Source organism: Cysteiniphilum halobium (assembly GCF_003574425.1).
GTDB classification, from domain to species: Bacteria; Pseudomonadota; Gammaproteobacteria; order Francisellales; family Francisellaceae; genus Caedibacter; species Caedibacter halobius.
The window spans coordinates 17,843-43,499 of the sequence record NZ_QLIU01000010.1; the positions used below are offsets into that span (position 1 = coordinate 17,843).

20 protein-coding genes are annotated in these 25,657 nt (G+C 38.0%); 8 read left to right on the plus strand and 12 right to left on the minus strand.

What is annotated here, in order from left to right; translation table 11 throughout:
- The first annotated feature begins 10 nt into the window (after positions 1–10).
- From DNK85_RS02655 to DNK85_RS02665, 3 genes are all read left to right on the plus strand, one after another.
- Positions 11–1,486 carry an MFS transporter gene (locus DNK85_RS02655; RefSeq protein WP_119328039.1) on the plus strand — a complete coding sequence of 492 codons (1,476 nt, stop codon included), beginning with the start codon at positions 11–13 and terminating at the stop codon, positions 1,484–1,486.
- 93 nt (positions 1,487–1,579) lie between these two features.
- Positions 1,580–2,272, plus strand: a complete 693-nt coding sequence (locus DNK85_RS02660; RefSeq protein ID WP_119328040.1) for a Bax inhibitor-1/YccA family protein — start codon at positions 1,580–1,582, stop codon at positions 2,270–2,272.
- Positions 2,273–2,282: 10 nt separating this feature from the next.
- The gene (locus tag DNK85_RS02665; RefSeq protein WP_119328041.1) at positions 2,283–4,667 is read left to right on the plus strand and encodes an MMPL family transporter; all 2,385 of its coding nucleotides are present in this window, start codon (positions 2,283–2,285) and stop codon (positions 4,665–4,667) included.
- Here the strand turns inward: DNK85_RS02665 and DNK85_RS02670 are convergent.
- The gene (locus DNK85_RS02670) at positions 4,650–4,952 is read right to left on the minus strand and encodes a type II toxin-antitoxin system PemK/MazF family toxin (protein WP_119328042.1); all 303 of its coding nucleotides are present in this window, start codon (positions 4,950–4,952) and stop codon (positions 4,650–4,652) included. The two genes, DNK85_RS02665 and DNK85_RS02670, sit on opposite strands and share 18 nt — an antisense overlap.
- Positions 4,953–4,980: 28 nt before the next feature.
- Complete coding sequence (locus tag DNK85_RS02675) at positions 4,981–5,769, minus strand: sulfite exporter TauE/SafE family protein (protein WP_235842358.1); 789 nt, start codon at positions 5,767–5,769, stop codon at positions 4,981–4,983.
- Positions 5,770–5,861: 92 nt separating this feature from the next.
- Here DNK85_RS02675 and DNK85_RS02680 point away from each other — a divergent pair, with 92 nt between their 5' ends.
- Positions 5,862–6,737 (plus strand): LysR family transcriptional regulator, encoded by an 876-nt coding sequence (locus DNK85_RS02680; RefSeq protein ID WP_119328043.1) that lies wholly within the window; start codon positions 5,862–5,864, stop codon positions 6,735–6,737.
- Positions 6,738–6,749: 12 nt separating this feature from the next.
- On the opposite strand, the gene coaD is transcribed toward DNK85_RS02680, so the two are convergent.
- The 6 genes from coaD to gyrB form a co-directional block, all read right to left on the minus strand.
- A complete protein-coding gene (coaD, locus tag DNK85_RS02685; RefSeq protein ID WP_119328044.1) occupies positions 6,750–7,238 on the minus strand; it encodes a pantetheine-phosphate adenylyltransferase in 489 nt (162 codons plus the stop codon).
- A gap of 21 nt (positions 7,239–7,259) precedes the next feature.
- Positions 7,260–7,811, minus strand: a complete 552-nt coding sequence (gene sufT / locus DNK85_RS02690; protein ID WP_119328045.1) for a putative Fe-S cluster assembly protein SufT — start codon at positions 7,809–7,811, stop codon at positions 7,260–7,262.
- Positions 7,811–8,185 carry a HesB/IscA family protein gene (locus DNK85_RS02695; RefSeq protein ID WP_119328046.1) on the minus strand — a complete coding sequence of 125 codons (375 nt, stop codon included), beginning with the start codon at positions 8,183–8,185 and terminating at the stop codon, positions 7,811–7,813. Before DNK85_RS02695 ends, sufT begins: the two co-directional genes overlap by 1 nt.
- Before the next feature lie 73 nt (positions 8,186–8,258).
- Entirely contained in the window at positions 8,259–8,621 is a 363-nt protein-coding gene (locus DNK85_RS02700; RefSeq protein WP_119328047.1) for a type II toxin-antitoxin system PemK/MazF family toxin, read from the minus strand.
- Positions 8,622–8,625: 4 nt separating this feature from the next.
- Positions 8,626–8,862: a CopG family transcriptional regulator gene (locus DNK85_RS02705; RefSeq protein WP_119328048.1), complete on the minus strand. Its 237-nt coding sequence runs from the start codon at positions 8,860–8,862 to the stop codon at positions 8,626–8,628.
- Between the two features lie 85 nt (positions 8,863–8,947).
- Entirely contained in the window at positions 8,948–11,365 is a 2,418-nt protein-coding gene (gene gyrB / locus DNK85_RS02710; protein WP_119328049.1) for a DNA topoisomerase (ATP-hydrolyzing) subunit B, read from the minus strand.
- A gap of 342 nt (positions 11,366–11,707) precedes the next feature.
- Here gyrB and DNK85_RS02715 point away from each other — a divergent pair, with 342 nt between their 5' ends.
- The 3 genes from DNK85_RS02715 (at position 11,708) to DNK85_RS02725 (ending at position 16,278) form a co-directional block, all read left to right on the plus strand.
- On the plus strand, positions 11,708–12,553 hold the full coding sequence (locus DNK85_RS02715) for a hypothetical protein (RefSeq protein WP_162896487.1): 846 nt from the start codon (positions 11,708–11,710) through the stop codon (positions 12,551–12,553).
- 8 nt (positions 12,554–12,561) lie between these two features.
- Entirely contained in the window at positions 12,562–13,812 is a 1,251-nt protein-coding gene (locus DNK85_RS02720) for a hypothetical protein (RefSeq protein ID WP_119328051.1), read from the plus strand.
- Positions 13,813–14,079: 267 nt separating this feature from the next.
- Positions 14,080–16,278 carry a hypothetical protein gene (locus DNK85_RS02725; RefSeq protein ID WP_119328052.1) on the plus strand — a complete coding sequence of 733 codons (2,199 nt, stop codon included), beginning with the start codon at positions 14,080–14,082 and terminating at the stop codon, positions 16,276–16,278.
- A 7-nt stretch (positions 16,279–16,285) separates the two neighbouring features.
- Here the strand turns inward: DNK85_RS02725 and DNK85_RS02730 are convergent, their stop codons facing one another.
- The 3 genes from DNK85_RS02730 to DNK85_RS02740 form a co-directional block, all read right to left on the minus strand.
- Positions 16,286–17,476: an acetyl-CoA C-acyltransferase gene (locus DNK85_RS02730; protein ID WP_119328053.1), complete on the minus strand. Its 1,191-nt coding sequence runs from the start codon at positions 17,474–17,476 to the stop codon at positions 16,286–16,288.
- 93 nt (positions 17,477–17,569) lie between these two features.
- Positions 17,570–20,254 (minus strand): acyl-CoA-binding protein, encoded by a 2,685-nt coding sequence (locus DNK85_RS02735; protein ID WP_119328057.1) that lies wholly within the window; start codon positions 20,252–20,254, stop codon positions 17,570–17,572.
- A gap of 82 nt (positions 20,255–20,336) precedes the next feature.
- Positions 20,337–22,658 carry an acyl-CoA dehydrogenase gene (locus tag DNK85_RS02740; protein ID WP_268876825.1) on the minus strand — a complete coding sequence of 774 codons (2,322 nt, stop codon included), beginning with the start codon at positions 22,656–22,658 and terminating at the stop codon, positions 20,337–20,339.
- A 352-nt stretch (positions 22,659–23,010) separates the two neighbouring features.
- Between DNK85_RS02740 and DNK85_RS02745 the strand changes: the two genes are divergently transcribed.
- Positions 23,011–24,705, plus strand: coding sequence for a long-chain-fatty-acid--CoA ligase (locus DNK85_RS02745; RefSeq protein WP_119328055.1), 1,695 nt, complete (start codon positions 23,011–23,013; stop codon positions 24,703–24,705).
- A gap of 67 nt (positions 24,706–24,772) precedes the next feature.
- Here DNK85_RS02745 and coq7 read toward each other — a convergent pair whose 3' ends face one another.
- Positions 24,773–25,417 carry a 2-polyprenyl-3-methyl-6-methoxy-1,4-benzoquinone monooxygenase gene (gene coq7 / locus DNK85_RS02750; protein ID WP_235842359.1) on the minus strand — a complete coding sequence of 215 codons (645 nt, stop codon included), beginning with the start codon at positions 25,415–25,417 and terminating at the stop codon, positions 24,773–24,775.
- Between the last annotated feature and the right edge of the window lie 240 nt (positions 25,418–25,657).

The window sequence follows — 25,657 nt, forward strand, 5'->3', positions numbered from 1 at the left end:
CGCATATGCTATGCAATTAAAACCTAAGAAACTATTACTTAATACCAAACAGCCTTTTGGATTGTGGTTTTTGTTATTAGCCTCACTCTTTTATAGTATGGGCACAACTGCCATTACAGTACATTTTTCTAGCTATATTCATAGCATTGTCGATAGTACACAAGAAGGATTAACACCTGATATTTTAGCGATCCACTTTAACCTTGTGACCAATCTCTTTTTATATAGTGCCGCAGGATTAATCGGTGGGATTTTAGGTTATATGATCGGTCACCGACGTTCAGTGGTTATAGGTACGCTTTATTCATTTGTTGCACTTATTCTATTATCACTTAACAACTTATCTTTGATTGGTTTTTCTTCTTATGTCATCGGTGTGGGATTAGTTATTCCTAATCTATTTACCACTTTAAGCTTTCTCTACACTCAGGATGATCCAAGACGTCACGCAGGCTTTACCTTAATGTATATGACTACCGTTTTTGGAGCAGCACTGTCATTATCGATTGGTGGCGCATTACAACAGTTAAGCTATGAGAGCTGGTTTATCATTATGGCAATAGTAACACTTTTTGCTGTACTTATTTTTTTATCCGGTGGCGTTCATCTTAATCGCAATATTGGTCTGATTGATGGTATTGAGCCAAAATATACACCATCCACTTACAGCGTTTTATTTATTTTAATTGTTCTGTCCTCATTGACTGATTTTTTATTACATTATCAACGTGTATTGCAAGTCCTTATTATCATCTTAGCATTTATTGCTATTGTGATTATGCTACTTTATGCCTATCTTGAAAAAGATGAAACACAGCGCAAACGTAATCGCTTACTGCTGACTTTATTGGCACTTAGCATATTCTTCTGGCTTGCCGATAAAAATATTATTACCATTTTTCTTAATTACCTCACATTGTTTAATCGCAACTATGGTTTTTTTAGTGCTAAGAGTTTATCTGCTGATTTCTTTTTCGAAGCCAATATTGCTTTAGTACTTATTATTGGTTTTGTTTCCGCAGTACTGTGGAATAAAAATAAACATACACAACATATGAAACGATTAATTCGCTTATTTAGTCTGGCTACTTTTTTTATGGCTCTGTCTTGTGGTTTGTTATTGTTTAGCTTCTTTTCACAATCTTTAAACCACTTTGCAATGACTGGAAACTACTTATTACTGGTCACCTTAATGTTGAACTCTGTCGCTAAAGTACTATTACTACCTTTGTACTATGCAATGGTTGGTAAGTTCTCCCCACGCAAATATGAGTCTATCGTCATGGGATTTTTCTTTATCATTACCGCAGCTATTGGCGTATTTGTCTTTTCTCTTAATCAACACATTCTTAACTCGCAGACGCTAACCGATACTTATCAATCATTATCTTACCTTTATGTTATATTGCTTATTGCCGGCTTGTTATGCGCCTTGATTGCTTATCTATTGACAAAGTTCATGCACTACCATAAAAAAAATGTCTAAATTTAAGCCATTGACTATTGTTTTTTCAGCAACTCTCCCCATATACTTAACAACGATTTTGGGCTTTTTAATTAAATATCATATGGAGAGAATATGAACGATCGTTTTAACTATCAACAAAATGCGCGCGTGATTGATGTTCGTGGTAGCTCAGTCATCCAAACTAACAAAGTGTTGCGAAATACTTATTTGCTATTGTCACTAACACTTTTGTTTAGCGCTTTAACCGCTGGCTGGTCAATGATGGTTGCAGCACCTGTGATCAATCCCATCATTACCTTAATTGTTTATTTTGCACTACTCTTTGGCGTACAAGCAACGCGCAATAGCCCCATGGGATTAGTATTAACTTTTGCATTAACAGGCTTTTTGGGCTGGACACTAGGACCTATTTTAAACCACTATATTACAACGTTTAGTAATGGCTCTGAGCTTATCATGATGGCATTAGGTGCAACTGGCGCAATTTTTCTAGGTCTTTCAGCTATTGCCTTAAATCCAAAACGTGATTTTTCAAGGTTAGGCTCTTTTCTAGGCATTGGTGCATTAATCGCATTAGTTGCCATTGTCGTTAACCTGTTCTTGCAAATGCCAGCATTGTACTTAGCACTTTCTGTCATTATTGCTTTTATTTCAGGTGGTTTTATTCTATGGCAGACCAACCAAATCGTGCGTGGTGGCGAAACAAACTATATCGTTGCAACAGTCACCATCTATGTTTCTATCTTAAATATCTTCTTAACCATCCTACAATTCTTAGGCATGTTCTCGGGAAATCGTAATTAATCCCAAAAACATGCACTCTCAGACGAATCATTTCAACAAGCGTTTATATCTATGGCTCATACTTTCAACCTTAAGTGTTTTAAGCTTTGCACTTTTGATTTTCCAAGGTCTACCTATTAATACCAACATGCTTGCACTGTTACCAGGTGCCAAAGACTCTAATAGCGTGGAGAAAATTGCTGATAATTTTGCCAACACAATGGGCAAACAGGTTGTCATTTTAGTTGGTAATCCTGATCAAGACAAAGCACTAAAAGCATCCGATATGTTCAGTCATACACTGCAAAAATCTGGTTATTTTTCTAGTGTGAGTAATGGCGTTAACAGCGATGAGCAACAAGCTTGGGCAACGTTTTATTTCCCTTACCGCTTATCCTTACTGTCGGATAAAGATCAAAAGCTTATAACACAACATCAGTTTGATGTGATTGCGCAGCAGGCTTTATTTAACATCTACAACCCCATCGGTATAAGTAATTCTAAACTTTTACAAAATGATCCTTTTTCACTTTTTCAGCACTTCATTTTAGCATTGCCGAAACCATCTAATAAGCTTGATTTATATAAGAATCATCTGATGACTAAAGATAATAGCATCTGGTACAGTATGATTAATGCCACATTAAAGGATGATAGCTTTTCCTTAAGTAATCAAAATAACATTACCCGTCTTTTTAGTGACATTAAGCAAACCATTAAAAGCAATTATCCCCAAAGTATTTTCTTAATGACTGGCATGCTTTTTTATGCCAAAGCAGGTACGGATAGTGCACGCCATGATGTCTCAATTATTGGTGTTGGCTCATTGATTGGTATTATTCTGTTAATGCTTATTAGTTTTCGTTCATTATCACCATTGCTATTGACGCTATTCTCTAGTGCCATCGGCTTTATTTTTGCCTTTATAGTGACTTATCTTATATTTGGTAAAGTTTTTTTATTTACACTGGTGTTTGGCGCCAGTTTAATTGGTATTTCAGTCGATTACGCCTTTTTCTACTATGCTGACAGATTATATGGCGGCAATATATGGCAGCCAAGAGCTGGGTTAAAGCGCATTTTTTCTGGCATTACCTTAGGCCTTTTAAACGTTATCATTGCTTATTTGATCATCGCGATTGCCCCTTTTCCTGGACTACGACAACTTGCAACTTTTGCCATTAGTGGTTTATTTATGTCATATCTGACAGTGGTATGTTTATTTCCTTATTTACTTAAACCACATAAGCGAGCATTTAACTCTTTTATCTGTCATATCGCCACACTTTACCTAAAACTCTGGCAAAAATTAAGTATTAAGAAAATCATGATCATCTATATGATCCTTGCCATTCTCGCTGCAACTGGCATCTCAAAACTCCACAGTAATGATGACATTCGCATTTTAGAGTCAATACCTAAAGCTTTAAAAGCCAACGAACAACAATTAAAATCTATTATTGGTAGTGATGTCAGCACTGACTTTGTCATCATCACAGGTAAGACACCTGACGATGTCATTACACATGAGCATACATTAATTACCCAAATCAAAGTACAAAACCCAAATATTGCACAACCAGTTATAGCTATTAGTCAATATCTGCCAAGTCTTAACAGCCAACAGCAGAATTATAACCTTGTACGCAACAACCTATTACAGCATCGATTAAGTAACTTTTTAAATCAGATCGGTGTTGATAATAAAGAAATCCAGAGTATTGAGAAAAACTTACGTAATATTCCCTTTAAACCACTTACTATCAACGACTGGTTAAACTCACCAGTATCGCAAGATTTAAAGTTTTTATGGATGGGTAAATTTGACAATTCAAGAAATTCTCATGCACAATTTGCCTCGGTCATTTTGTTATCACAAAAGTTGAATATGCGTGATATTAAAATACTTTGCTCAGACTTCCCTTATGCCAATTTTATCAATAAGGCAGATGAGATTTCGCATGTATTTAAAACTTATCGCCAATATATTAGTTATCTACTGATTATCGTATTTATTGCTTTATTTCTATTGCTATTTTTACGCTACAAGAGTCTAAAAAAAGTAATCTGCTACTTCGCACCTCCAACCATGGCAACTTTATTAAGCCTCGCGGTCTTTGGCATATTTAATGTACCAATAACACTCTTTAGTATCTTAGCACTGATTCTAGTACTTGGCATTGCCGTTGATTATGTGTTGTTCTTTGCTGAAACCAAGTTAAGTTTAAACAGTACAATGCTGGCAGTCACGCTCTCAGCAATTACCACCATCCTTTCCTTTGGACTATTAGCCTTTAGCCAAACACCGGTTATCCACTACTTTGGCTTGGCTGTATTTATCGGCATTGCCAGTGCATTTTTATTGTCGCCCTTAGCCTCTAAGGTAAACAAACACAATTTAGACACTCAAGTGTAAGCGCATACCCACATTAACCTTCCCAATGGTTGCACTTTTTAGTGCGCCGATTTTATGACTTATTATCCGCTGCACTGAAACCGTTCTAAGCTGTTGACATTGCGCCTTAGAATCTTTTGGTAATCCTGATTCATTTGCTGCAATAAAAACTTCAAATGGATAAACCTTAGTAACATTGAAGGTAATCGGAATAACCGTAACAATTTCCGAAACTCTATTATTAGCATTGTTACTCACAATAATAGCAGGACGAATTTTTCTAATCTCTTGATCTATAAATATGATTTTTTGTCAAAACTTACTACCTTCAGTTTTAGAGCATATCGATAATTACATAGATTAAAATAAATCTAAATAACCACAGTGATATCATTTCTGGACATCTTTTAACAATGCTAATGCCAATTGGTGTACCAATAATTGATCCAACCAGTAACCCGCAAAAAGCAGGTAAATATAAATACCCCAAACTATACGCAGGAATTCCAACAACATGATAGCTTGATACCAGCATGGTAATAGTTGCGATTAAACCCGTTGGGAAAGCCGTAGCTGCAGCCATTGCCGCACAATTTTTCATCGGATAATTGTAATGTTTCATATATGGGTTAACAATACTTGAGCCACCAATACCAATAATGCTAGACAACAGTCCTGTTGTCCCTCCAAGGAAAACACATGAACCTTTAGATGGTATAATAATATCTTTATTAACCTGTGCTCCCTTCAAACGAAATGTTTTAATAAGGCTTACTAATAACACTACTGCAAATAAAATCTCAATGGCTCTTGCAGGCATAAATTCACTAATTATGGTGCCTAGAATTGCGCCAAGAAAGATCATTGGTATTGCATTTTTCAAAATGGACATCACTAAATGCCCATGTTTATAATGTTTATAAGCATTATAAAATGCATTGATCGTAATAAATGCCAATGATGTTGAAACTGCTAAATGAATGGCTAACGTATTTGACATTCCTTGATATTTACAGACAATTAACATTAATGGAATGATAATAGCACCACCACCTGCTCCTACCCATGCGGACAAAATACCTGTGATAACACCACCCACTAAATAAATCACTAACGCTATCATAAAGTAACCTTTGGCAAAATATGCTATGTCATTATTCTAACAATCGTTATATTATAGATAAAATGAATTAAATAAATTAAAGTCATTCAAATATGGAATCAATGAAGAATATCCGCGCCTTTCTAGCTGTTGCTGAAACCCAGTCATTTACAGAAGCCGCTGATAGGTTATTTTTGACACAGCCAACGATTACCAAGCGCATCTCACAGTTGGAAACACAGTTAAATAATCAACTATTTCATCGCACGGGGTCTGTGGTTCAACTCACCACCGCTGGCAAAGCCCTTATCCCTTACGCTAATAAGCTTATCCAAGCATGGAGTAGTCTTGAACATAAAATGCAACTTTTCCAAGACGATGTGATTGGCGATTTAGCCATTAGCTGCAACTATCATATGGGGCTACATTTTTTACCAAAGATACTTAAAGACTTTACTTGCCAATATCCTAAAGTAAATATTAAGCTTGACTCCACCTACTCATTGCCAATCATTGAAAAGGTAGCCTCACTAGAAGCAGAAATTGGTTTAATTACCATGAAGGACAATATGCCCGAAAATATTAGCTGGCATATTCTGCAAAAGAGCCGTGTTATTGCCGTTATTGCTAAAAATCATCCATTTTGGCAACAAAGAAGTGGTAACATTGCACATCGATTGAGTCAAGTTCCTGTGTTATCTCCTGCACCTGAGAATAGACATCATACTGTGTTACATACATTATTGGACAAACATGAGATACACTCACCAGAACTAACTAACATCAATATGCTTGAGATCATTAAAAGGATTGTTGAATCAGGCTTTGGCTGGTCAATTATAACTGAGGATATGATGTCGGATAAGCTCAAAGAATTGCCACTTATCGATGCGCCTATTTATATTAACAGTGCTTGTATTTATCATAAAAAAGTTGAGCTATCCCGTGCAGCCAAGACTTTTCTTGAAATGTGTCAAAGGGTTTCTTAAACAATAATCAGTTTAGCTATTACGATTGATTTTTCTTAACAATGCATTTAGTACCACTGGATGGACATAATCAGCCACACGATATGGATCAATTTTGGCTACTTGGCGAATCATCGTTGATGATAAACAAGTATACTTTTCATCGGGTGTTAGAAAGATTGTTTCAAATTTCTTATTTAAATGGCGGTTGATATTTGCCATTTGAAACTCATAATCAAAGTCAGAAACCGCTCGCAATCCACGAATTACCGCACTAGCCCCTACTTCATCAACAAAGTCAGCAATAAGTCCTTGTAAACGCATAATGCGCACATTTGCCATACCACCCAAGACCTCATAGGTAATTTGAAAGCGTTCTTCTTCAGTAAATAGTGTTGACTTACCACTACCTGTTGAAACGGCAACAATGACTTCATGAAATAAAGACTTTGCGCGTTTAATTAGATCAATATGCCCTAAACTAATAGGATCAAATGTCCCGGGATAAACTACTTTTATCATGGTTTAAGTCCTTTACTAAACCTAAAAAAGTCCAAGCTCAAGCTTTGCTTCTTCCGTCATCATTTCAGAATTCCATGGCGGATCAAAGACCAATACCACATCAGCTTTATCAACATTGGCAAATTGTTTAAGCTTATCTTCAACATCTTGCACCAATACCGGCCCCATGCCACACCCTGGAGCAGTGAGTGTCATCTGCACACCGATGTGATAGTTTCCACTCTCTAAACGCGTGGTTGAAATATCATAGATTAATCCCAAATCAACGATATTTACAGGAATCTCAGGATCATAAACCGTGCGTAGCTGATCCCACAAAAGATCAAGATTTATTTCATCACCTCTTTGAATATTGGCTTTATCACTAGGTAGAAGGATAATTTCACGATTGATTGCATCAGCATCTTTGCCATCAAGATAGACAAGGTTACCCATTACATTTAGTGTGAAGCTTGCACCCATTGCTTGTGTTACAAGTACTTCTTGCCCAGGTAACAAAGTCATTTTCTCACCATAGGGAACAGTTGTTACCTCAACTTCACGGCGTAAAATAGCAACATCAGACATTTTCATTATTCTTTTAACCCTTCTTGTTGCACGGTAAAACTCTCGCCACAACCACAACGCGCTGACTCATTGGGGTTATTATAAACAAGCTGCGATAAACCTAACTCTTTTTTGACGTGGTCTATTTCAAGACCATTTACATATTGTAATGCTTTAGGATCTACGAAAAATAAAACGTCTTCTTCATTAATCTTAATAAAGCCTTCAGGTATTTCCTTAATCGGTTCAACAACATAAGCTAAGCCTGAACAACCAGTTGTTGTAATACCAATCTTGATAGCGCACGATTTAGTTTTCGCTAAATGGTTCTTAAAATGCGCTAAAGCCGCCTTAGTAAACGTCACTGGTTGCTCTCTTTTTGGATCAAATTTCTCTATCATGATAATCTATCTTTAAGTTTACTTTGAAATAGCACCGCTATGGTATCATTTACTTATGCTTTTTTCTAAGATTTTAATGTGTTTGTAGTTGATACCCAGTCATTCCCATCACTTCTAATAATGCACGATAGACAACATCCAGCTGCTCCAAAGGCAATTGCATCAAAGGTCCAGCGATCAAACGTTTATTATCAATGACTCTTATTTGATCGATAAGTAAATCTGAGTCTTTCTCAAGTTTATCTTGGCGATGCACTCTAATACGCAGTGGCGATGCATCATCAACTAAGTTTGTGGTTAATGGAATAATAATTGTCGAAGGATGCTCTACATCAATCAGCACCTGATTTTGCACAATAAGAACTGGTCGCATTTTACCAGGCTCAATGCCCTTACTTGGATTTAGGTTAGCAAGCCATATTTCACCAGTTTGCATAAGGCTACTCTGGGTCATGCTCAAACTTAGCAAACTCAGCATTTATCTTCATACTTTCTTTTCGAACCTTAAGACTTGCTGTTTTTAATTTTTCCGCACTTATCTGACGTTGCATCTCATGGTTCATATAATCTATTGCTTTGCGAATATACTCAGTTTTTGACACATGTAGAAAGTGCGCATTTGATTTAACCGCTTGCAAGACTTGTTCATTTAGACGCACTGAGATAGTTGATGTCATAATTAGCCTCCATAAATGAAATACATTTTGTACTACATAACTAAAGTATAGAACTCAAGGTATAACTGTCAACAAAGAATAATATTTAGACATCAATATTTACAACATTAAGGGCGTTGCTTTCAATAAAGTCACGCCTAGGCTCAACATCATCACCCATGAGTGTTGAAAATAACTCATCAGCGGCCACAGCATCTGCAATGGTTACTTGCAGCATACGGCGCTCAGCAGGATCCATTGTTGTCTCCCATAGTTGCTCTGGGTTCATTTCACCAAGACCCTTATAGCGCTGTACATTCTGCCCACGCTTGGCTTCAGAGATTAACCACTCCATCGCTTGCTCAAACGTATCAACAAACTCTTTCTTACTGCCGCGTTCAACATAAGCCGCTTTGGTTAACAGGCCATTGAGGGCTGCACCTAACTCAACAATGCTTTGATAGTCTTTACTTTCAAAGAAACTTAAATTAAAACTATATTCAGTATTCACACCATGTAATAAACGCGAAAGTTTCAGTTTAATGACTTTCTCATCTTCATGTTGCTCACTGTGCATGACTGTTGTATAAAATTCATAGCCACTAGAAAGCTTATTAGCATGCTCAGCAAAGCCTTGCCACCAATTACTAAGCGTCAATTCATCGCCAGTAGCAGGATATGGCAAATAGCTAACAAATGCCTTAAGCGCATTGACTGGATAGCGACGCGATAAAGTAGTCATTTTTGCATTGGTTTTTTGATATTGTTGATACAAGTTTTCTAAACCAACGCCTGAGATAGGGGGAATGTTTTCACCTGGAAATAAAGACGCACCTTCAATCCCAATACTTCCCAAGTATTGTGCTAAAGCGGCATCATCTTTGAGATAAGTTTCCTGCTTACCACGCTTGACCTTATATAACGGCGGTTGTGCGATATAGATATAACCACGTTCAATAAGTTCTGGCATTTGCCGATAAAAGAAAGTCAAAAGCAATGTACGAATGTGTGATCCATCAACATCAGCATCCGTCATAATAACAATACGGTGATATCTTGTTTTGTCTGGATCATATTCATCACGACCTATGCCACAACCCAAGGCTTTAATTAAAGTCCCAACCTCTTGTGAACTTAACATTTTATCAAAACGCGCTTTCTCAACATTTAATATCTTACCCTTTAATGGCAAAATAGCCTGTGTTCTACGATCACGTGCCTGCTTAGCTGAGCCTCCTGCAGAATCTCCCTCAACAATGTAAAGCTCAGATAAGGCCGGATCTTTCTCCTGACAATCGGCAAGCTTGCCGGGTAAGCCCGCAATATCCAAGGCACCTTTTCTGCGCGTCATTTCACGTGCTTTTCTTGCTGCTTCTCGAGCACGTGCTGAATCAATAATCTTATTGGCTATCAACTTTGCTTCATTCGGATTTTCCAATAAAAATTCTTGCAACTTTTCATTAACTAAAGCTTCAACCGCGGTTTTTACTTCAGATGAAACCAACTTATCCTTGGTTTGTGATGAGAACTTAGGATCAGGCACTTTGACGGATAATACCGCAGTTAAGCCTTCACGTGCATCATCACCTGATGTACTTATTTTAAGCTTTTTATTTAACCCTTCTGACTCAATATAGCCATTAACTGTACGCGTTAATGCTGCTCTAAAACCTGATAGGTGTGTCCCTCCATCACGTTGTGGAATATTGTTAGTAAAGCAGTATACATTTTCCTGATAGGACTCATTCCATTGCATCGCCAGCTCAACCATGACACCATTGCGTTCCCCTTGAATACTGATAATGTTTTGATTCAACGGCGTTTTACTTTTATTCAAATGCTCCACAAACGCGCTAATGCCACCTTCATATTGGAAAGTCACCTGTTGATCATTGATTTTGTCAATCAACTGAACTTTAACCCCTGAGTTTAAAAAAGATAGCTCACGAATGCGTTTTGCCAAAATCTCATAACTAAATTCGACAATTGAAAATGTTTGCGGAGATGGCTTAAAGCGAATCATTGTCCCTTGTTTTGTGGTACTACCTATTTCTTTTAATGGTGCTAATGGTTCACCGTGGGCATAATACTGTTCATATTCCTTGCCATTTTTCCACACACGTAGCTCAAGACTCTCAGAAAGTGCGTTAACAACAGATACACCAACACCATGTAAACCACCTGATACCTTATAAGAGTTATCATCAAATTTACCACCGGCATGCAGCACAGTCATAATTACTTCAGCTGCTGAACGCCCTTCTTCAGGGTGAATATCCACAGGAATTCCGCGTCCATTATCACTAACTGATACCGAACCATCGGTATGCATTGTGACAATGATATCGTCACAATATCCTGCTAAGGATTCATCAATCGAGTTATCAACCACCTCAAACACCATATGATGAAGACCTGAGCCATCATCAGTATCCCCAATGTACATGCCTGGGCGTTTACGTACCGCTTCAAGACCCTTTAATACTTTAATATTTGACGAATCATAAGTTTTAACGTCGGACATTCAGTCACTCCATTTTCATTCAAAACAAATCGCCACAGAGTATACCAAAATTTAGTGCTAAAGCCTTTAATTTATTGCCTGTCAAATACAGATGAAATTCGACACAAAAAATGGCACATTCATCAAACTGATGGAATTGTTTCCAAAACATTGAATGCCAAGGTATGTATTGGTAAATTTAAACTTATCATCAAATGCATATAACTCGAGCAAGTAAAGGAACCTAAAATGCCATCAAAAACAGCAAATACAGCGTCAAACACCCTGATGACTGAAACCACAAAAAAAAGTGCCGAGAAGCGAAACCTCAATCAAAATGCTATCAACACTAATTATCAAGATTTGTCAAAAAATGCATTTATAGAGGATAATAATCATTTTGAGAAAAGTGCTAAAAACGCTAAGGCGAGTGCGAGCAAATTCCTTGGGGATAATGCCAATTTTGAAAAAGCTCGAAAAAAAGGCGCTTATAAACCAGAGATGGCGGAAAGTTTAGGTGAGGTAGACTTAAAAATGCTCGATCAGTTGTTAACAAACAGATTAAATGCAAATATCTCACAGCTAGCTGAAGAGCTTTCCAGTCGTCATGAAAACTCCCCTGAATCTCCCTCAAGCGCTCAAATTAAAGGGGTAGAAAAAGTGATCAGCACTCAAAGCAGTAAGAAAGAGCCAGTTAATAACTTTGAAGTTCCGAATACTGACTTCACATTTGGGGAGATACCATTTGAAAGCACCAAAAATTCATCTCATGGTTTAGGAACTCAGAACAATAATATTACGTTAGATTTTACAAATAACTCATTTGCTTTAGATAGTGCTACAAAGAGGACATCATCAAATACCCTGACGATTGAAACCACGGAAACAGATACTAAGCGGCAAAGCCTCAATCAAGATACTAACAACCCTAATGATCAAGGTTTGTCAAAGAATGCATTTATAGAGGATAATAATCGTTTTGAGAAAATCGCTAAAAACGCTAAGGCAAGTGCAAGCAAATTCCTTGAGGATAATACCAATTTTGAAAAAGCTAGAAAAAAAGACGCTTATAAATTAGGGATGAAAGTCGCTAGCATTCCAAGCAGGCAGGACAGGTCAATTAACGCATCGCTAGATAAGCATCAAAACTCTTTCCAAAATATATTCAATCAAACTGCCATAAACAGGGGGGTTCATTTGGGAAAGTAAGCATCCAAATGCGCTCATCTACTCGAGGCATTTGGTTAAATGCGAAGGACAATATATCACACAGTGCTCAGAGCAACTTAGAGGAGGTTAACCGTAATCTAGTCTGTTCAGAGGATAAAGCTTATGTTGATGCCATGGTAGAGACTTATAAGCTACATATAGAGGGTTTGAAAAACACACTGGAAAGCTACAAGCAAATTGTAAAGTATCGCAGTGACTCTCAGGAGAACTTACAGCGCCAGTTGATTGAGCAAAAAGATAATTTGCACAAAAAAGATAATGAGCTTATTCAACATAACGGAGAAATCAAGGAGCTAAAGCGGCTACAGGACAATGATAAAAGCACAATTTCCAAGCTTGAAAATGACATTGCAGAAAAAACTGATTTAATTAATCAGCTACAAAAAAAGCTCAATAACGGATTCACGCAATTACAAGTGGGTAAGGATAGCGAATTTGAGGTTATTAATAATAAGATCAGTAAAAATATCTCTAAACAGAACAAAAACCTTAACCCTAAAGGTGAGAAAGAACTTAAGATTGATAATTTTAGTGAACAAATTGGCGGAACCAGTAAATTGATTTTTGGCACCGGAAACTTCAGTTTACTTTCACATTCAAAACAGGATTCCAATCTAGATAAAAGTTTGAAGATAGAACAATATTCTGTCGAAATACTATCTTCCCCTACTGCTCGAGATGCCATAACGCAAGCTACTGATGGTACCTGTAAAAGCACCCATCAAAAAAATGGTAGCAAGAAATTTATTGATTGGTGCAATATTCTTGAACTTGTTAACGCTATTGGCGCAACAACTACAGTTAGAAATAACCTAACTGCTCTAAATGAATGCATAACAAAACAGCAGATTGATTTTACAAAAGATAATAGTAAATTTACCTTATCACAGAATCAAACTACCAATGCCATCACTTTGGAGAGTCGTCAATCTTCCTTTGGTCAGTTTATTGAAACTCTATCAAAACTAATAGACGAACAACAGAAAGTAACGCCTGATAAAACAGTACATATTACCTTCAAAAAAATTCCTAATCTGAGCGTGAACGAATACGCAGAAGCCTTGCAAAAATTACCTCATCACAAGAATATTGCAATCGACTATCAAGGCGATAATAACAGTGCATTCACAAATGCATTAGCACAAAACCAAAGCACGTCTAATAATGTATTGAACGTATTTCATAATGAACACAAAAGTAATGAGGGAAAGCATGACAGATCATCCCTTCAAGTGTAGTAGCTCAAACTTGATCTGACACCGCCCTTGACTTAGAGCAAGGCTGCCTGCTTTGATAAATGTGAAACAAAACAAATCAAAAACAGGAGCAAGGGAGTACTGAGAGGGGAAAGAACGCTTATTTTTCTTCGTGTACATAGGCCAAACACCTTAATTTATTGCCATGCGAAGTATCATAACTGTTACAGCCAAATACCTTACTGAAACAGCCAGATTTTATATTTCTCGATAGAATGCTTCCAACCAAAAGACCCTATTGGAGAAATTATGATCAAAATACGAGCTCATCTAAAATATATTGCCCTTTTTTCACTATTCAATGTATTTCATATTGCAAATTCATCGACTACTTATGAAGTTAACCCTATAACCCCACCAAAAACAACTATACAACTTAACATGCCTCAAGATATCTTACGCGCTGGTGGTGGAACATCGTATATAAATGCAAGCATTTCAGAAGATATGCAACGCCCTTATACCTTAACCATTGCCGAACAAAATGACCTTGCGATAACTCCCCATAAGTGTACTATCGATGAAGGGCACCGTGTTTGCCGATTCCGTATTAGCGCCAATCAGATGACATCCAAAGAAGTAAGCATCACCATCCAAGGTCAAGATGGTCAACAAGCACAAAAAAATATAAGAGTCATCCCCCAAAAGGCTAGGTTCTATTTAGAGAGTAGGCATGGTAAAGCACAGGCAATATTTCCCTATGGCAATAACCAAATGCTTGTTACTCGAACTGGAGAGTTTAGCTTCAACGATAGCATCGTCATAGATGCCCCTAAAAAGGCAACTGGATTGAGACACCTTACCAAAAACGGTGAACATATATTTTATATCTATGAAGGCACTAATGCGTTAACCCACATGGATCCTAACAATAGAGTAGACACTTTTGTGCCTGACTCCGGTAAAAAAGAATACCAAAGACAAAGTGGTGCACTTTTAGCGAAGAACTTCACTCCACTATACTTCGAGGATGGTAACATTATTTTATTCTATCATAACGGTAATAAAGTTTATGTAGACGCACCACAACCATCTTCCGATCGATATACACTTTCTGCTTATGTGGCTAATAATGATGAATTTTCTATCTCTCCAACCATCTTTACTTATTACAGTGAGTATGCAAAAGATGATTTCAGACTGCGAAATGAACTGTCATTAGGGAGGCTTATCTCTCCTACAGGAGAAGTTACAACATTTCGCTTCCCAGATCATCATGGCGGAATATCTAAAGCATGTGTTGCCAAAACAGGTGAGGTCCTAGTTGGATTTGAGGGCAACGGCGAACTAGAGTTAATTACAAATAATAAAATAATCCCTGTAAAAACAGAGCTAGCAGCAGATATCAATACAATAAGAAGGTTAGGTAAAGATCATTTTTTAATTGAATATAACAAAACTGCTGATGTTGGCATTGTTAATCTAAAAGGTGAATTTTCACTCGTCAAAGCACCTGAAAAAAGCAATAAAATAGATATAGTTCATATGCATGATAACTATGCACTCATCCAATATAATGAGTCTTCAGATATGACTTTAATCAAAGAAAATGGGAAATCTGTTAACGTTAAAGCCCCTCAGAATGCGCATATTAAGGAACTAATCAAAAACCAATCTCAAATCGCTATTTCATATGATAATAGCTCCTCCATCAACTTAATCAATGCACAAGCCGAACTCATTGATATAGAAAAACCTATTGCTACTTCAGGTGTCCAACAAATGCTCGCTGCCAATGATCAATTATTTATTGTTTATGAGGATACGGACACAGTCTATCAACTGCAGTCAAATGATAGTTTAACTAAAATTGACTCCCCTTTTGATAGTGGCGTACATAAGGTAACTAACATTACTCAGGCCTTAGAATACGTGGTAATCCAATATACTGATAGTAGCAAGCTACGCCTACTATTAGGTGATCGCTCAATTGACGTTGACACGCCCAAATCATCCTCGGGTATTGATAAAATATACCCAAGCTTAGGTAAAAACTTACTGATTACCTATCATGGAACCCCTACAATATCATTAATCACAGCCAAAGGCGAAGCTACCTATATTAAGCCACCTAAAGAAGCCAACGAAACAGGTGAGGTTATTTATGAGTTTCATTCATATTTTTCGCCTACAATGCTTATTTTTTATAAAGAAGCACAAGAAATAGTTTTTGTCGATATCGACGGGATACAACATACAATAAAATCCACGACGAAGCCTGATCTAATTAATTTAAATAATGGTCAAGCATTGATGAGATATTACTCAGAAAATGGATTATCCAAGATGCTTTTAATAACACCTAAAGGGCAAGTCAAACAAATCAAAACTGGAATGAATACTGTAGACAACATAGTAAGTGCTTGGACAGGAGAGTTTGTGATTCGTTATGTAGATAACGATATCCAAACGCTCATTAACGAAGATGGTGACATCAAAAATATCTAAGCGTTTTTTAACACGCCTCAATAATGCCAGCTGCACCCATGCCCGTACCAATACACATAGTGACCATGCCATATTTTTTACCGGTTCTTCTTAAGCCGTGCAGTGCTTTAACCGTAAGCACAGTTCCCGTAGCACCTAGGGGATGTCCCAAAGCAATTGCACCACCACAAGGGTTTACCTTGGCTTCATCGAGCTTTAACTCATTGATAACAGCTAAAGATTGCGCAGCAAATGCCTCATTTAACTCAAACCAGTCAATGTCTGCTAAAGTCAAATTGGTTTGTTCAAGTACTTTTGGAATCGCCTTAATCGGCCCAATTCCCATAATGCGTGGTGGCACACCCGCAACTGCAAATCCTAGAAATTTACCTAATGGGGTTAGATTATGCTTCTTAAGATAAGATTCACTTACCAATACAACGGCTCCTGCGCCATCAGAGACTTGTGAGCTATTGCCCGCCGTTACTGAACCACCTGCTGCAAACGCGGGTTTAAGCTTGGCTAGTGCTTCAATCGATGTGTCTTTGCGCGCACCTTCATCGATTTGAATCATTTTTGCGTTATCAACGATCTCGGCTTTCGCCTCATCAGGCTTTCTATGATGCACCTTAACGGGAATAATCTCATCATTAAAGTAACCATTTTCAATCGCATGCATTGCCTTTTGATGACTCTTTAATGAAAACTCATCCTGCATTTGACGCGTGATATTCCAATCTTTAGCGACATTCTCAGCGGTGATCCCCATCCCATATGCAATAGCAACATTTTCATCTTTGGTAAAAATCTCACTACTAAATGAGATATTATGTCCACCAAATGGGATCATACTCATTGATTCAATACCACCGGCAACGGCAACTTCCATATTACCCTTAGCAATTTCATTGGCAGCAATAGCAATTGACTGCAGTCCTGAACTGCAATATCGATTAATCGTAAAGGCAGGTACCGAATCTGGCAGACCTGCCAAAAGTGTTGAGATACGCGCAACATTCATACCTTGCTCACCCTCAGGCATAGCGCAACCTATCACGATATCACCAATATCCAGAGGATTGACTCTAGATTCTTTCACCGTTTCTTTTAAGATATCTGCTAATAAATCATCCGGACGCTTCTTGGCAAAACCACCACGTTTACCCTTAGTAACAGCTGATCTTTTCGCTGCAACAATATATACCGCTTGTTCAGTCATTTTATAAAAACTCCTTATTTTTACACCTCGAAAACGAGAAAATTCAGGTTAACGAATAGTATTAATTTCAATAAATATATAATTTCACTTAGTCTAATTTCTCAATGGTTTACCTGTTTCTAACATATGCTGCATTCTTGCTGCACTTTTCTCAGAAAGTGCTAATTCAACAAAGTTCTCAAGTTCACGCTTAAGTAACCAATCCTCTGAAACATAAGTATCTTTTTCGATCTCACCACCACACATCGCATCTGCAAGATTGGTTGCAATCTTATAATCATGTGCTGAGATTTGGTTACCATCACGCATATTAACCAAAAGACCTTTGACGGTGGCAATGCCCGCCTCACCAAAGACTTTAATCTTTTGTTTTAATGGCGGCTCATAGCCGCAATATGCTAAGAATCGCGCCTTTTCGATCGCAATACTTAAAATTTCTTTGCTATTCATAACTACAGTGTCACTTTCACGCAAGAAGCCCATCTCAATGGCTTCATAAGCACTTGTTGCTACTTGTGCCATTGCTAGATTCTTATAACGTTTCTCAAAGTCTTTCCATGGGTCTTGCGCAACTGAGGCGCGTTTTGCCATTTCTTTTGAACCACCCCAACCAGGTATTATTCCAACGCCTGCTTCAACAAGGCCGATATAGCTTTCATGTGCGGCAACCACCGCATCACAATGCATTAGCGTCTCGCAACCGCCACCAAAGGCGAATCCCTTAACAGCAGCAACCACTGGAATCTTGCTATAGCGCAACTCTTGAGTGATCACTTGATGTCCTTTTTGAATTACATCATAAACGGCTTCTTTGCCATGCATCATAAATTTAAAGCCAAACTCCTCAAGGTTAGCACCTGCTGAGAAGATATCCTGCTCTTGCCAGATCACCATGCCTTTGAGCTTACGCTCAGCAACTTTTATCGCCTCTGAAATACCCGCTAACACAGCATCTCCAATTGCACACATCTTGCTCTTAAAGCTTAAAATGCCAATCTCATTGTCAATACTCCATAAGCGTACACCGTCATTTTCATAAAGAGTAACACTTGGCATTGTACTATGTTCACCTAATACATAGTCTTTGTGTAACTGACGCTTGTATACGGGTAATTCCTGACGTGCAACTAGCGCATTATCAGTAAAACTAAAGGATTGATTATCACCATAAACACCTTCTTTAAGCGCATATACCCATTGAGGGAGTGCTTTATTTGAAAGGGTTTTTCCTGCCTTGATATCTTCATCGATCCAGCGTATCACTTCATGCCAACCAGCTTGTTGCCAAATTTCAAAAATACCTTCTTTCCAACCAAATCCCCAGCGAATCGCCAAATCCATATCTTTTGGATAATTGGAAATATCACCAACTAAACATGCCGCATAGTGAAAGCTATCTCTAAAACACGACCACAAGAATTGCGCTTGTGGATGATCCATGTTTTTTAATTTTGCCAACTTCACTGACCAGTCTTTTTCACTTAAGATTTCGGTCACTGCTTTATCAGGCTTCTGATCAGACAATCGGTAAGTTTGACTTTGTAGATCAAGCACTTTAAGTCCGTCTTTTTCTTTAAGATAGAGCCCTTTTTTGGTCTTTTGTCCAAATGCACCCTGTTCGATTAGTGCATGGATCCAGCTTGGTAGTTGGTAGATTTTTTCCCAACCATCCTGCAAATTATCTTTCATCGTATCAACAACATGTGCAAACGTATCCAATCCAACCACATCTGCTGTGCGATATGTGGCACTCTTAGCACGCCCAAGCTTCTTACCTGTTAAGCCATCGACAACTTCCAGTGGAATATTAAACTTTTCGGTGTAATGGCACGTTGCTAACATCGAAAAAACACCTAATCGGTTAGCAATAAAGTTTGGTGTATCTTTCGCACGAATAATACTTTTACCCAATTTTTGGACCAAAAAGCTTTCCAGCTGATCCAATACTTCTACCTTAGTACCACCATGTGGAATAAGCTCAACCAAGGGCATATAGCGTGGTGGATTAAAAAAATGCACGCCACAGAAATGTGCATGCAATCGTGTTGGTAAACTTTCAGTCAAAGATTCAATACTTAACCCTGAGGTATTAGAGGCAATAATTGCATGTGGTGCAACATGAGGTGCAATTGTATGATATAGATCCTTTTTCCAATCCATGCGCTCAGCAATCGCCTCAATAATGACATCGCAATCTTTTATTAATTCAAGATGATCTTCATAATTCGCTGCAGTAATATAGTCAAGTGCTTGTGTTGACCCAAAAGGTTTTGGGTTAAGTTTGACAAGTTTTTGTAATGCCCCATCAATCAGCGCATTTGGCGCACCCTCTTTGGCTTTTAAATCAAAAAGTACCACAGGAATACGTGCATTAGCAAAATGTGCGGCAATTTGCGCTCCCATGACACCGGCACCAAGGATAGCTACTTTCTCAATGCCCACATGCTGGCGCTGTACTGCTGGCTCAGATTTAACGCTTGTCTGAGGAGGATCAGTGACTTTTGCATCTTGAGACTCAGCAAATTCATGTCCAAAAACCGCCAAATAACCACGCATGGCTTCTTCTTTTGACAACCCTTTGATCGAGTCCCATGCCATCCACTTAGCACGTTCTACCATTTTTAAAACAGATGGACACTTGCCCTGAACATCACCAACAGTTGCTTGTTTATAAAAAGCATATAATTTCAATTTTTGATTATTATCGGGTTTAAAATCAATGGTTGCATCGCGTACTGCCTGCACCATATCGTTAAACTTCTGCTCTAATTCGCTTATTTGCTCCAATTCACTCATCTAAAAGTTCTCCTTATGTTAACTTTTTATACCACCGCAATGTGATTTACGATAGGTGTATATCTTACATGCTCTCAGCTGTTGTCTTTAATTTTTCAGATTTATCGGACATTTTATGCATCGCTTCATATGCTTCGCGCCATTCCGGATGTGCATTTTTAGGACCCAAAGCATAAGGCGAGAATTCATCAGTTTGTATCACGTCATTAACACGCTTCATTAGATCTTTAAGTAAAGTCACCTCATCATCGCTAATAACATTATGCTGACGTGCCTTGTCAATAGAGTTACTCCAACTAGCTTTTGGTATCGTACCTGCTTTAATTGCTTCTTTGATTTTCTTTTGCACCGGAATTGCTTCAAGCACTTTTTGATAAGCAAGCTCAACACGTCCTATTGGATCCTTGTCATCCTCTGGGACATAACACATTGATTTCATACGTTGACGTGTCTTCTCATCTTTTAATAAAGCTTGTGCTAGCTTATGATCCAAACGGTCATCCGGTTTTTTAAATGGCTTACCATAAGGAAAAGCAATAAAGCGCAAAGTCCCTGCTAATGCTTTATTTGGGAAATTAGCAAAAATTTCACATAACGCATTTTGCGCTTCATATAAGCAATGCTGCAAACTCCAGCTAACAAACACATCATCTGCTGCTTGTTCACCATTATCTTTGTAATATTTCAATACAGCACATGCCATATATAGATAACTCATCACATCACCCAAACGTGCTGATAAGCGCTCTTTGCGCTTAAGTGCGCCACCTAAAGTAACAAGAGCAATGTCATTAACACATGCATATACCGTACTTAAACGGGTAATGCGTTTATAGTATTTATTAAATTTAGATGAATAACCTTTTGCTGTTGCACCACAACTAATACCATACCAAAAAGTTCGTGTTGTATTTTTAATCATATAACTAATGTGCTTTTTCATTAGTTTTGAGAATTGCTCAAAGCCTTTTTTCTCATCTTTATTCATTAGGCTTTCAGATTCATCACGCACATATGGATGACAACGCATGGCACCCTGTCCAAAGATCATCAAGTTACGCGTCATGATATTAGCTCCCTCAACAGTAATACCAACAGGTGTTGCTTGATAGCCTCGTGCTAAATAGTTATTAGGTCCCATAATAACAGCGCGTCCCGCGTGAATATCCATCGCATGATTAATAACATGTCGCCCCATTTCGGTTAAGTGATATTTAGAAATAGCAGACGCTACTGAAGGTTTGATGCCAGCATCAACAGCTGCCACGGTAAACTGTCTAGTCGCATTAGCAAGATAGGCAAGTCCCCCCATTTGTGCAAGCTTCTCTTCAACACCTTCAAAGTAACCAATCGGCGATTTAAACTGCTCTCTGACCATACTGTAAGCAGATGTTATAACACTAGATAACAGCGTATTGGCAGTGCCACATGCAGGAAGTGATATCGCACGTCCAATCGATAAGCACTCAACCAGCATACGCCAACCTTCACCTGCCATTTTCTGTCCACCAATAATCCAATCTATTGGAATAAACAAATCTTTTCCACGAATTGTACCATTCATAAAGGCTTGTGATAGAGGATAAGCACGATTTCCAATTTCAAGTCCCGGATGATCATGTGGTAATAATGCACAAGTAATACCCTCTTTACCCATCTCACCAAGTAAGTTGTTTGGATCATATAATTGAAATGCCAAACCAACTAAAGTAGCAACAGGTGCTAAGGTGATATAACGCTTATTGATGTTCTCTAAGCGAATACCCAAGACATCACGACCATTATACTCCCCCTTGCAGACAACGCCTTTATCCGGCAAAGAAGTTGCATCCGAGCCGGCAGTTGGGCCAGTTAGTGCAAAACAAGGAATATCGATGCCTGCAGCTAATTTTGGCAAGAACATATCTTTTTGCTCATCTGTACCATAGTGATGCAATAACTCACCAGGGCCTAATGAATTAGGGACCATCACCGTGACTGCAGCTGAAACACTTTTAGTGGCAATTTTCATCACAATTTCAGAATGTGCGGCGGCTGAAAAACCTTTGCCACCATATTCTTTGCGAATGACTAAACCAAAAAAACCTTTTTCACGAATGAAGTTCCATACTGCCACTGGCAAATCACGATCGACATGTGTCACCTGCCAGTCATCAATCATTGCACAAAGCTCAGTCGTTTCATTATCTAAAAAAGACTGCTCCTCTTCATTTAGCTGAAACTTCTGCAAACGATGTAACTCATCAAAATCAGGCAAACCTTGGAAGACTTGTTTTTCATACCAGCAATCCCCAGCATCTAATGCCACTTGCTCAGTTACCGAAATAGGTGGCATCGATTTCTTACTTGATTTATAGATTTTCTTGATCATGCGCGTTTCCTTAATTTCACTTATTCAATCTAGCATTCTAAAGGTCAACTCTAACCAATCTTTGCCGCAAACAGTCTTGAACTATGACTTTCTTCCTGATGCTACAAAGTTATCCTTAAGCCAGTTAATCCATTTCATTTCTTTAGCAATATAACAGCGATTTTGTAAAAAATTAAGCTACACCAACCAAAATATTGCTAAAATCATATAAAAAATATTGCAAAGCAACATAATTTATGCAATTCGCAGTGAATTTATTTACAACATGCAAATTCAACGTCTAGAATGTGACTAAGCTTAATTTTGGTATATTTACTTTTTAGCTTCATTACTTTTGGATTTTTGATAAAAACGGAGACAAGACACTATGTCAGAAAAACCATGGATCAAACATTACCCAAATGGCGTTCCTAGCGACATCCCAGCATCAACTGAAACATTGGTATCAATGCTAAAGCAAGCTGCATTAAAATTCCCAAGCAACATCGCTTTTTCCTGCCATGATCACGATATGACGTATCAACAAATCGATCATTACAGCAATAAAGTCGCAGCTTTCTTGCATTATGAGCTAGGCTTTAAACAAGGTGATAAAATCGCGATTATGTTGCCAAACCTATTGCAATTCCCGATTGTACTTATCAGCATTCTCAAAATAGGGGCGATCTTTGTTAACATTAATCCGTTATACACCGCACATGAGATCAAAGAGATCATGCAAGACTCAGGAGCTACAGGTATTTTTGTGCTAAGCACATTTGCTCATTTAGTACAAGAGGCAAAAAAAGATTTACCTGATCTTAAGCACATGATTGCAACTGATTTAGTGGATCTGTACAGCTTCCCCAAAAAACAAATTATTCATTTTGTTGCAACCTATCTTAAGGGCATGAAAAGCAAACATGATGCGTCACAGTTCCATAAGTTAAGTACCGCACTTCATTATCATCGTAGTTTTGATGAAGAAAGCATTGAGATTACATGCGATGATATGGCATGTCTACAATACTCCAGTGGTACCACAGGCAAACCTAAGGGTACAATATTATTACATCGCAATATCGTTGCGAATATTCAACAGGTCTGGAGCTGGCTTGGCACAGATGTTAATCTTGATAAACAAATTGTTATTGGTGCATTACCGCTTTATCATATCTTTGCATTGACTGCTAACTTTTTTACCTTTTACCTTGCAGGCTCAAAGCAGGTACTTATCCCAAATCCACGTGATATTAAATCACTTGTTAAAACAATGCAAAAAACACCTTTTACTATTTTTAACAGTATCAATACTCTATATGCAGCACTTTTACACAATGACACATTCCGTCAATCGACATTTCCTCACTTTAAATACACATTAAGTGGTGGAATGTCGACTGTTAAACGTGTTGCTGATGATTGGAAAGCCATCACAGGTGTCACCATCCATGAAGCATACGGCTTATCTGAAATGTCACCAGCAGTTACCATTAATCGCTTTGATGATGATGTATTTAATGGCACAGTGGGTTACCCACTACCAAGCACCGATGTGTCTATTCGTGATAATCAAGACAATGATTTACCTGCCAATGAAAATGGTGAGATCTGGGTTAAAGGCCCACAACAATCTCCAGGCTATTGGCATTTAGAAAAGACGACCAAAGAGCACTTTACCCCTGATGGTTGGCTTAAAACAGGGGACATTGGATTTTTGGATGATATGGGACGATTAACGATTTCAGGACGTTCCAAAAATATGCTGATTGTTTCTGGCTTTAACGTCTTTCCAAAAGAGATTGAAAATACCATTTTGCAAATTCCAGCGGTGAAAGATGTTGCTGTTGTTGGTGCACCATCACACTCTAGTGGTGAGAAGCCTTTTGCTTTTGTTGTACTTGAGGATAATCAATCAATTACAGCCAAAGAAATTACTGAATTCTGCTATACACGCCTTGCTCATTACAAAACACCAAAAGACATTATGTTCTTGGATGAATTACCAAAGAATCCTGTTGGCAAAGTGTTAAAACAAGAGCTTAAAGAGAAATACATTTTAAACCCTAAGGATCAACAGTGATTGCTATACCCACCACAAAATGATTTACAATCGGGATAAAACACATCCATAGTAAGCAATCGTCTTTCTAAATACGATATGCCAATGTAGTCATCACCTTTGACTGGGCTTTCATGATCAACTTCGCCCACAGCGGAAATTCAACACCTCCTGCAAGTGCTGCCTCATCAGCATGTGATTGTTCATCTTTATACATCTGCATTAAAATCACACGCGATTTCTTATCCTGAACGGGCAATTCATTTAAATGCGCCTCTAAATGGCGCATCACCTGCTTTTCAGTTTCAATTACAAAACCATAACTTACTTTGTCACTAAGCAATCCTGCCACTGCACCAATGGAGAATGATCCCACATACCATAAGGGATTCAAAAGGCTCTTTTTTGCATCCAACTCTTCTAATCGTGTTTCACACCACGACAAATGATTATACTCTTCTTCTGCAGCATGATGTAAATGCGCACGTGTTTCGTGCTCTTTAGCCACAAATGCTTGACCTCTGTAGAGTGCTTGCGCACATATCTCACCGGTGTGATCCACTCGCATAAGCCCTGCTACATGTTTTGATTCTGTCGCATCAAGCTCCGATTCATTTATATCAAAAGCAGGGGTTGTCGACATTGGGTTTTTTGCAGGCAACACAACAGACTTTACAAAATGCTGAAGCTCACCTATGCATTGGTCTAAAAATGAATGACGGCGCATTGACATAATTACTCTTTTCTATTGCAGAACCAAGCATGTATATTAACACGTCATGAGTAATCTATTAAAGGTTAACAACTCTGTACACTCTGTACACGAAGAAAAATTTGCAAATTGCTGCTTGAAGCGTTATTTTTTCTTGATTTGCACACCATGAAAAAGCACCTCAAACAGCTGACAAATAGTTTAAAGGAAATTTTTAACTGGCACAAATCAAGATTAGATTGTTCTTATTCTCTTCTTTTC

Coding starts and splice junctions, on each gene's coding strand:
- DNK85_RS02695 (WP_119328046.1), bottom strand. CDS start 8,185: ATGATAGAGAAATTTGATCCAAAAAGAGAGCAACCAGTGACGTTTACT.
- sufT (WP_119328045.1), bottom strand. CDS start 7,811: ATGAAAATGTCTGATGTTGCTATTTTACGCCGTGAAGTTGAGGTAACA.
- DNK85_RS02665 (WP_119328041.1), top strand. CDS start 2,283: ATGCACTCTCAGACGAATCATTTCAACAAGCGTTTATATCTATGGCTC.
- DNK85_RS02700 (WP_119328047.1), bottom strand. CDS start 8,621: ATGCAAACTGGTGAAATATGGCTTGCTAACCTAAATCCAAGTAAGGGC.
- DNK85_RS02745 (WP_119328055.1), top strand. CDS start 23,011: ATGTCAGAAAAACCATGGATCAAACATTACCCAAATGGCGTTCCTAGC.
- DNK85_RS02725 (WP_119328052.1), top strand. CDS start 14,080: ATGATCAAAATACGAGCTCATCTAAAATATATTGCCCTTTTTTCACTA.
- coq7 (WP_235842359.1), bottom strand. CDS start 25,417: ATGTCAATGCGCCGTCATTCATTTTTAGACCAATGCATAGGTGAGCTT.
- DNK85_RS02680 (WP_119328043.1), top strand. CDS start 5,862: ATGGAATCAATGAAGAATATCCGCGCCTTTCTAGCTGTTGCTGAAACC.
- coaD (WP_119328044.1), bottom strand. CDS start 7,238: ATGATAAAAGTAGTTTATCCCGGGACATTTGATCCTATTAGTTTAGGG.
- DNK85_RS02655 (WP_119328039.1), top strand. CDS start 11: ATGCAATTAAAACCTAAGAAACTATTACTTAATACCAAACAGCCTTTT.
- DNK85_RS02730 (WP_119328053.1), bottom strand. CDS start 17,476: ATGACTGAACAAGCGGTATATATTGTTGCAGCGAAAAGATCAGCTGTT.
- gyrB (WP_119328049.1), bottom strand. CDS start 11,365: ATGTCCGACGTTAAAACTTATGATTCGTCAAATATTAAAGTATTAAAG.
- DNK85_RS02705 (WP_119328048.1), bottom strand. CDS start 8,862: ATGACATCAACTATCTCAGTGCGTCTAAATGAACAAGTCTTGCAAGCG.
- DNK85_RS02675 (WP_235842358.1), bottom strand. CDS start 5,769: ATGATAGCGTTAGTGATTTATTTAGTGGGTGGTGTTATCACAGGTATT.
- DNK85_RS02660 (WP_119328040.1), top strand. CDS start 1,580: ATGAACGATCGTTTTAACTATCAACAAAATGCGCGCGTGATTGATGTT.
- DNK85_RS02720 (WP_119328051.1), top strand. CDS start 12,562: ATGCGCTCATCTACTCGAGGCATTTGGTTAAATGCGAAGGACAATATA.